Origin of the sequence: Halomonas colorata, from assembly GCF_014897985.1 — a bacterium.
In the GTDB taxonomy this organism is placed as follows: Bacteria; Pseudomonadota; Gammaproteobacteria; order Pseudomonadales; family Halomonadaceae; genus Vreelandella; species Vreelandella colorata.
On the sequence record NZ_JABUZA010000049.1, the window covers coordinates 24,629 to 30,872 of the forward strand.

The 6,244-nt window shown below is 54.3% G+C and carries 2 protein-coding genes; both read left to right on the top strand.

Annotation, left to right across the window (positions count from 1 at the left end):
* The first annotated feature begins 54 nt into the window (after positions 1 to 54).
* Positions 55 to 1,179, top strand: coding sequence for a tRNA (uridine(54)-C5)-methyltransferase TrmA (trmA, locus tag INT33_RS18195; RefSeq protein WP_193092660.1), 1,125 nt, complete (start codon positions 55 to 57; stop codon positions 1,177 to 1,179).
* A gap of 145 nt (positions 1,180 to 1,324) precedes the next feature.
* Complete coding sequence (locus INT33_RS18200; RefSeq protein ID WP_193092661.1) at positions 1,325 to 6,148, top strand: NAD-glutamate dehydrogenase; 4,824 nt, start codon at positions 1,325 to 1,327, stop codon at positions 6,146 to 6,148.
* Positions 6,149 to 6,244 lie beyond the last annotated feature (96 nt).

Below are 6,244 nucleotides of genomic sequence, written 5' to 3' on the forward strand. Positions count from 1 at the left end.
CACGACTGTTATTAGCATCGTTATTAATACCGTTTTTGAAAAAGAGGCGCCGACTTGGCTATCCCCGTGATAAACCCCGAACGTTATGACGAGCAGCTCGCCGAGAAGCGTGCATACCTGGAAAGCACCTTTGCGGTGTTTAATCCGCCTGCGCTTGAAGTGTTTGCCTCGCCGCCGAGCCATTACCGTCAGCGCTGTGAGTTTCGGATATGGCACGAAGGTGATGACCTTTTCTACGCCATGTTCGAGGTCGACCCTGCCGACCCTAAGAACAAGCGCGTGGTACGCCTGGATCAGTTTGATGTCGCGAGCGAGTCCATCAACGCGTTAATGCCGCGCCTGCGCAAGGCTTTTTTAGCCAGTAATGAGTTGCGACGTAAGCTTTTTCAGGTGGAGTTTCTCACTACGCTGTCAGGCGAGGCGCTGGTAACACTGGTTTATCACCGCCCGCTGGAAGCGTCCTGGGAGCAAGAAGCGCGCGCCCTGGAAGCCGAGCTTGGCATTATGATTATCGGCCGCTCGCGCAAGCAGCGCTTAGTGCTAACCCGTGACCACGTCTGGGAGCGTCTAACGGTTGATGGGCGAGCGCTCGATTATCAGCAGGTTGAAAATAGCTTTACCCAGCCAAACGCGCATATCTGCCAGAAAATGTTGAGCTGGGCGCGGGAAGTCACCGCAGGCCGCCAGACAGAAGATCTGGTGGAGCTTTATTGCGGCAATGGCAACTTCACCATTGCTCTGGCCGATAATTTTCGGCGCGTATTGGCGACCGAAATCTCGCGCACGTCGGTAGCTAGTGCCAACGTCAATCTTGACGCCAATAACATCACCAATGCGCATGTAGTCCGCATGTCGGCTGAAGAGTTTGCCCTGGCGCTCAAAGGTGAGAAAGGGGGGCGTCGTGTGGCCGAAATGGCGCTGGACGAATATCGCTTCTCCACCGTGTTGGTAGACCCGCCTCGCGCAGGCCTGGACGCCCAGAGCTGCGAGCAGATCAGCGAATATGATCAGATCGTCTATATTTCATGCAACCCGGCAACACTTGCCGAAAATTTAGCGCTGCTTACTAAAACGCATCAGATAGAGCGTTTTGCATTATTTGACCAGTTTCCGTTCACCAACCATTGTGAATGTGGTGTATGGCTCACGCGACGCGAGATTAATCAAGAGGGCGCATGATGCGAAAGTGGCATACACCATGAAGAACATGTCAGATGGATAGAGTGGCGACCCTGGGTAGCGTAAGCTAGTCGTTATATTGGCCTAAAGGCCTATTGTCCTACGTTTTTTTGGCCAAATGTGGCCCCGGCAGTCGAGGTGATGGATGGATTACGTTGCGAGTGAAGAGAGTCGGCAAGACCTTTTGAAGCAGCTTTTTGAGCGCTTGGAAGCGCGGCTGGAACCGGACCGAGCAACGGCGATATCAGCGTTTGCACGACGATTTTACGCAAGCGTGCCGGTAGAGGATCTTATCGATCGTCGCCTGGATGACCTGTACGGCGCCACGCTATCCATTTGGCAGTTTCTACAGCACCACGATGCCCAACGCCCTAAAGTGCGCGTGTTTAATCCTGATTTTGAAGAAAACGGCTGGCAGTCGACCCATACCTTTGTGGCGATATTGCATGAGGATATGCCGTTTCTGGTCGATTCGGTGCGCATTGAGCTGAATCGCCGCGGTCTTACCGTGCATGCGATCCAGAACTCCGTGTTTGCCGTTGCCCGCAATGAACAGAACCAACTGCAGGCGTTGGCCTCACCCCGCGACGCTAACGCGCCTGAAGCGCGTGAGTCACTGATCGTAATTGAAGTTGATCGTCATACTGACCCTGAAGCGCTTTCCAATATCGAAAAGCAGCTGCATCAGGTACTGCGCGATGTGCGCACGGCGGTGAGCGATTACGACGCGATCTGTGGGCAAATCACCGCCACGATCCAAGAGCTTGAAAAAAACTGCCCACCACAGATTGACCCCGATGACCACGAAGAAGCCATTGCCTTCTTAGAGTGGCTGGTGAAAGATAATTTCACCTTCCTGGGATACGACGAATACCTGCTTGAAGGTAGTGAGTTGCAGCGCGACCCCAACAGCCTCTTAGGCGTGTTCCGCCTGGACGAGCCGCGCTACGATGAGCGCATTCGTTCTGAAGAAGGCATCGATGAGAACGGTAACTACGAGCTGGTGCCTCAGCTGCTCTCGTTTGCCAAAAGCGCCCACCACTCGCGGGTACATCGGCCTACCTATCCTGACTACATCACCGTGGATCGTTACGACGATGACGGCAATGTCATCGGTGAACGCCGCTTCTTCGGCCTGTTTACCTCAACGGTATACAACGAGTCGCCGCGCAATATCCCGCTGCTGCGCCGCAAGCTTAAAGCCGTGATGGATATCGCCGGATTTAACCCCCAGGGGCATAACGGTAAGCAGCTTTTACAAGTGCTTGAAGTCTATCCTCGCGATGATCTATTTCAGATCAGCACGGAGTCGCTGGCACATACTGCGCTGGGCATTCTCGATATTCGCGAACGTCGTCAGGTACGCCTGTTTATCCGTGCCGATGTTAGCGGCAAGTTTTACTCGTGCTTGGTGTTCGTTCCGCGTGATGTCTTTTCAACCGATTTGCGCCAGCGTATTCAGAACCTGCTGTGTGACGAGCTTGATGCTCACTTTGGCGATTTCAACACCTACCTGTCTGAGTCGGTGCTGGCGCGTATCCAGCTGATTTTACGTTTCAATGGCAGTGCGCCAAGCCAGTTCGACCTTAAACGCCTGGAAAGCAAGGTTGCCCGCCTCGCGCGTAGCTGGCGCGATGAGCTGATGGCCGCCATGGTAGAAGGGTTTGGGGAAGAGAGCGCCAATCACCAAATGGAGCAGTTCCAGAATGCGTTTTCAGCAAGCTATCGTGAAGATTTTACCGCGCGTACGGCGGTATTTGATGTCCAGCATCTGCTAACGCTCAATAACGGTGATGATCTATCACTGTCGCTTTATCGGCCGTTAGAAGAGAAGGGCAGTGGGGTTAATCTCAAGCTGTACCACCGAGGCTCACAGATTCCGCTTTCTGATGTGCTACCGATGATGGAAAACCTGGGCCTGCGGGTTATTGGTGAGCGCCCCTACGAAATTAATGCCCCCGAGCAGCGCTACTGGATTCATGACTTTGAGCTTGAACATGGCAATAAAGATGTCAGCCTGGGCGAAATGCGTGAAACCTTCAGTGAAGCCTTCAAGCGTATCTGGGCGGGCGAGGCCGATAACGACGCCTTCAACCGGCTGATCATTGCCGCTGGGTTGGATTGGCATGAAGTGGCGATGCTACGTGGCTACGCGCGCTATCTTAAGCAGATCCGCTTTGGTATGTCGCAACATTACATCGCGGCGACACTGGCTAACTATCCGGCGATTACCCAAGAGCTGGTCGAAATGTTCCGCTTGCGCTTCGATCCCACGCTCGTCTCTCATGATACCGACGAGTGTGTGGCGCGGCTTAATGAACACCTGGAAGCGGTGGCCAGCCTTAACGATGACCAGCTGTTACGTCGCTTTATGGAGCTTATCCAGGCAACACTGCGTACCAATTATTACCAGCGTGCAGAGAGTGGCCGTGTTAAAGACTACATCGCCTTTAAATTAGAGCCTTCCAAGGTCACTGGAATGCCCAAGCCGCGGCCGATGTTCGAAATTTTCGTCTGCTCGCCGCGGGTGGAAGGTGTTCACCTGCGTGGCGGCAAGGTCGCCCGGGGTGGCTTGCGCTGGTCTGATCGCCACGAAGATTTCCGTACCGAAGTACTCGGCCTGGTAAAAGCTCAGCAGGTTAAAAACGCGGTGATCGTGCCGGTCGGCGCCAAGGGCGGTTTCGTGTGTAAACGGATGCCGGAAAATGCTGACCGCGAAACCCAGCAGAAAGAAGGCATCGCCTGTTATAAAATTTTTATCCGTGCACTTTTGGATGTCACTGATAATCTGGACGGTGGTGACGTTGTGCCACCTGAAAATGTCGTGCGCCACGATGAGGATGATGCCTATCTGGTGGTGGCTGCCGATAAAGGCACCGCCACGTTCTCAGATATCGCGAATGAAATCTCCATTGAATACGGTCACTGGCTGGGCGATGCGTTTGCTTCCGGCGGCGCTAACGGCTATGACCATAAGAAAATGGGCATTACCGCACGCGGTGCCTGGCAGTCGGTTAAGCGCCACTTTAAGAACCTGGGTATCGACACCCAGCAAGATCTGTTCAGCGTGGTAGGCGTAGGCGATATGGCTGGCGACGTGTTCGGTAACGGCATGCTGCTGTCTGATAAGATTCAATTGGTCGGGGCTTTCAACCATCTACATATCTTTGTGGACCCCAACCCCGATGCCGAAGCAGCGTTCGCTGAACGTACCCGGCTCTTTAATCTGCCGCGTTCCAGCTGGGAAGACTACAGTGTCGAGCTGATTTCTCAGGGCGGCGGTATCTTTAGCCGCAGTGCCAAATCGATTGCGATTTCCCCCGAAATGCAGCAGGTGTTTGGTATTCAGGAAGAACGCCTGTCGCCCAATGAACTCATTCGCGCCATGCTTCAATCCAAGGTGGATTTGATCTGGAACGGCGGTATCGGCACCTATGTGAAAAGCTCGGATGAAACCGATGCTGACGTGGGCGATAAAGCCAACGATGCGCTGCGCATTAACGGCGCTGACCTCAACTGCCGCGTGGTAGGTGAGGGCGGTAACCTGGGCCTTACCCAGCGTGGGCGGATGGAAGCCGCCGCCAACGGCGTGCGCGTTTATACCGACTTTATCGATAATGCGGGCGGCGTCAACTGCTCTGACCACGAGGTCAATATTAAGATATTGATTGATGACGTGGTCAAGCGTGGCGATATGACCGAGAAGCAGCGTAATGAACTGCTTGCCGAAATGACCGATGAAGTGGCCGATCTGGTGATTTTGGATAACTATCGCCAAGCGCAGGCGCTAGATCTTTCGGAGATTCTTTCTCTCCAGGGTATCGGACCGTATCGCCGCTTTATTAGTGAGCTGGAGGTCGCGGGCCAAATTGATCGTGAACTTGAGTTTCTGCCCACCGATGACGTATTAAAAGAGCGTGCCAGTAATCAGCAGGGAATGCGCTTGCCTGAACTTTCGGTGCTGATTTCCTACGCCAAAAGCACGCTTAAAGGTGATCTGATTACCTCTGATGTGCCTGATGATACGTATATTCATCGCCACCTTGAGCGGCTGTTCCCGTCAGTCTTGACCGAGCGCTATCAGCCAGAAATGTATGAGCACCGCCTGAAGCGCGAGATTGTGGCTACGCAAGTTGCCAATGATCTGGTCGATCATATGGGCATCGTGTTTGTCCGCCGGTTAAGAGACTCCACTGGTGCAGGTCGGGCCGATATCGCGCGTAACTACGTAATTGCCCGCGACAGCTTTAACTTGCTTTCTCTATGGGCACAGATTGAAGCCCTGGATAATCAAGTGCCAAGCAAGGTACAGCACTCGATGATGCTGGATCTCATGCGCTTGATTCGCCGTTCGACACGCTGGTTCCTGCGCCAGCATCTGGGGCTTTCCACGCAAGATACGATCGAGTATTTCGGTCCTCGCTTGGCGCAGTTGCAAGAAGACATGGGTGAGCTGTTAAGCGGTGAAGAGCTGGAAGCATGGCGTCTTCGTCGTAATGAGCTGCAGGAAGCGGGTGTGCCTGAAGCGCTGGCCTCAACGGTTGCGGGAGCCCCTAACCTGTATGCTGGGCTGGGTATTATTCAGGCTGCGCGGATTACCAGCGAGAAGCCCCAGCGAGTAGCCGAGGTGTTCTACGAGATCGGCAGCCGCCTGGAGCTACCCTGGATGAGCCAGCAGGTCACGCAGCTTGAAGTGCGTGACGCGTGGCAAGTACAGGCGCGGGAAACCTTCCGCGATGATATCGACCGTCAGCAGCTGGCGCTTACCACCAGCGTGCTGAAACTTGAAGCCGGCAGTCGTGACACTCAAGAGCGTGTGGATCAGTGGCTTGAGCAGCACGATCACCTGCATAACCGCTGGCGCCGTTTGCTTGAAGAAGTGCGCGGTGGCAGTGAAGGTGGGTTTGCGCTGTTTGCGGTAGCCGTGCGCGAGTTGGTAGACCTTGCTGAAAGCGACAGCGAAGCCTGAGCGCCACGGCGTTAGCTAGGGAAGCTCTGAAAAAGTCACTGCCATCAGCGATAATACGGCTATCGTCAACTGCATAGGATTCAGTGCTGCCATGGA